Raw genomic sequence first — 2,602 nt, 5'->3', positions numbered from 1 at the left:
TGCGTATTAACATGAAGTCGATCGGTCAATAACATCGATGCCGATCACTTTTATTCTTCTTTGTAGAACCTCCTTTAAACTAACTTGAGTGATCGACTTGCGTCAATTTATTCTGCATTTTCCTCATCGATTCTCCCTTTAGATCGAGCTTGATGCTGCTATGGACTAAGCGATCTAAGATGGCGTCAGCGTGTGTTGATTCGCCGATCATTTCATACCAATTACACACCGGTAACTGGCTGCAGAGCAGCGTCGAGTTGTTATCATACCGAGCATCTATCAACTCCAGTAAATCACTGCGTTGGCTCGAGGTTAGTGGCTCCAAGCCCCAGTCATCTAAGATAAGAATTTGGCTGCTGGCGATTTTATTGATAAGTTTTCGATAACTCCCCTCTGCTTGGGCGAGGTACATTTTTTCTAAAAGCTCTTTTAGCCTGAAGTACAGCACGCTGTGTCCTTGTTGGCAGAAGTGATGCCCTAGCGCACAAGCAAGGTAGGTTTTTCCACACCCCGTTGCGCCTGTGATGAGCACATTTTGGTGTAAGGCTAGCCAATCGCCTTGCATCAGCGACCGGATCTTGGCTTTGTCGAGTTGGCGAGCGCTGCTGTAATCCAGCTGCGCCAGCTCTGCGCGCAATCTGAATTTCGCTTGCTTGGTCAACCGCGTAACTTTACGTAAGTTGCGTTGATTGATTTCTTCCGATAACAGCAGCTCTAAACGCTCCTCGAAGCTCAGCTCTCGATAATGGGCTGCTTGTTGCTGTTGTGTCGCTAGCTCAGCTTGGAAGCCGCTCAGGTTCAATACGTTGAGCTTTTTGGTTAATGTATTCATGTCATTTTCCTTAGTGATAGTAATCATTGCCGCGGATATTTTGATGTTCGATCTTGATAAGATTGTCGGGTTGAGGTTGTGGTAGCGGTTGCTTATCAAGGCCTTTTTCTAAGATTGAACGGACACCGGCGACACGGGTTACCCCCATTGCTAGCGCTCTGGCGCAGGCGGCATTAATCCTGTCATTGGGGTATTTTTTACTCAATTTGAGCACACCTAAACAGGCACGATAGCTTTGCTCAGGATGCGTTTTACTTTGCAATAATTGAGTCACTAATGTGGTGGTTTCATCGCCAATTTGACTTGCCCATGCTTCAAACCTAGCCGGTGTCCATTGGCCGTGCTGGCGATGGGAATCAGGCATATGTTGTTCTTGGGTGCTATGCCTACCTGCTTGGCTGGAACGTGGATGAACCGCCACCTCTCTGCCTTGATGAAACAAGCGCACTAGCTCACCACTGATGTGCGCTTCCAGTTTTTGTTTGATTAACGCATGGGGCACCGAGTAATAATGCTTATCAACTTCAACGTGATAATCCAAATGAACGCGCACGGTTTTGACTTGAGTGAAACAGTAAGCGGTACGCGGCAGGGGTTTTAAGGCGGGTTGGTCTATCTGCTCAAATTGACTCTGACGACTCCCTGGTAACTTCTTCATAGGTTTGTTGTTTAACGCGTTGAGTAATTCGGCTATTCGCAGATTGAGGCTGCGTAGGCTGTAATGTTGTTCATTTCTAAGCTTCGCCATGATCCAGCGTTCAACGATTTGTACTGCCACTTCCGCCTTCGCTTTGTCTTTAGGCTTATAAGGCCTAGCCGGGACCACCACCGTATCGTAGTGACAGGCCAATTGTTGATAAGTTGGGTTAAGGTCTGGCTCATAACGACAGGTTTTACTGACAGCGCTGCGCAAGTTATCGGGGATCACCAGTTCAGGTACACCGCCAAGAAATTCGAAGCAGCGCGCATGACTCATCACCCAATCTTCCAGGCCCTGTGACCAAGTGGCTTCCGCATAGGTGTAATTTGATGCGCCCATGACGGCAACAAATATCTGTGCTGAGCGGCATTCCCCCGTGGTCGGGTTAATCACTTGCAACGTTGGGCCACAGTAATCCACAAACAGTTTTTCACCTGCTTTATGGTTTTGGCGCATCGAGGGGGATTGGATCTTACGCCATGCTTGGTACAGGCGACAGAAGTGATTGTAGCTGTAGTGATTCGATGGGTTGCGTTCAACATATTCTTCCCATAACAGCTGCAGCGTCATGGTTTTATGCTTGAGCTCTTGATGAATGGTTACCCAATCAGGTAGCGAGGTGGTTTTCTTTTTCACTTTGGTACGTAAAAAAGCGTGGTTGAGGGTGGCATCATCCCAATGAGGGTCAAGTGGCCAAGCGGTGATCCCAAGTTGGGCCGCACGGTTGGCATACATGGAGACAACGGAAGGAGAGACAGACAAGCTTTTGCCAATTTGTCGATGGCTCAAGGCACAGCCATATTTTAATCTGAGTATTTCTTTAAGTTTTCTCATAGATATAGGTGCTGCTGGCATGGTTACTCCGCTGGGCAAACCAGCAGAATAACGGTAAAAACACACCTACAAAGAAGATTTGATTAAAAATTGTACTAATAACATTGATGCCGATCGCTGAATAACATTTCGAAGCAAAAGTGATCGGCTTCGATGTTATTTGGTGATCGGCTTGAGTGTTATCAGGTGATCGCCATCAATGTTATTGGGTGATCGGCATCCATGGGAATATGCAA

The 2,602-nt window shown here is 47.1% G+C and carries 2 protein-coding genes; both read right to left on the bottom strand.

Features of this window, described 5'->3' with window-relative positions; translation table 11 throughout:
* Positions 1 to 79: 79 nt before the first annotated feature.
* Positions 80 to 832, bottom strand: coding sequence for an IS21-like element helper ATPase IstB (istB, locus tag K6Y21_RS20920; protein WP_233073883.1), 753 nt, complete (start codon positions 830 to 832; stop codon positions 80 to 82).
* A gap of 10 nt (positions 833 to 842) precedes the next feature.
* The gene (gene istA / locus K6Y21_RS20915) at positions 843 to 2,387 is read right to left on the bottom strand and encodes an IS21 family transposase (protein WP_233073882.1); all 1,545 of its coding nucleotides are present in this window, start codon (positions 2,385 to 2,387) and stop codon (positions 843 to 845) included.
* Positions 2,388 to 2,602: the final 215 nt, after the last annotated feature.

It is taken from the genome of Motilimonas eburnea (assembly GCF_021295345.1).
Taxonomy (GTDB): Bacteria; Pseudomonadota; Gammaproteobacteria; order Enterobacterales; family CBDFNC01; genus Motilimonas; species Motilimonas eburnea.
The sequence above is the reverse complement of the archived record's forward strand: the minus strand, read 5'-3'. Positions and strand labels throughout refer to the sequence as shown.

What these genes read in the sequence shown, in the direction of transcription:
- istB (WP_233073883.1), bottom strand. Translation starts at nt 832, where the DNA reads ATGAATACATTAACCAAAAAGCTCAACGTATTGAACCTGAGCGGCTTC.
- istA (WP_233073882.1), bottom strand. Translation starts at nt 2,387, where the DNA reads ATGCCAGCAGCACCTATATCTATGAGAAAACTTAAAGAAATACTCAGA.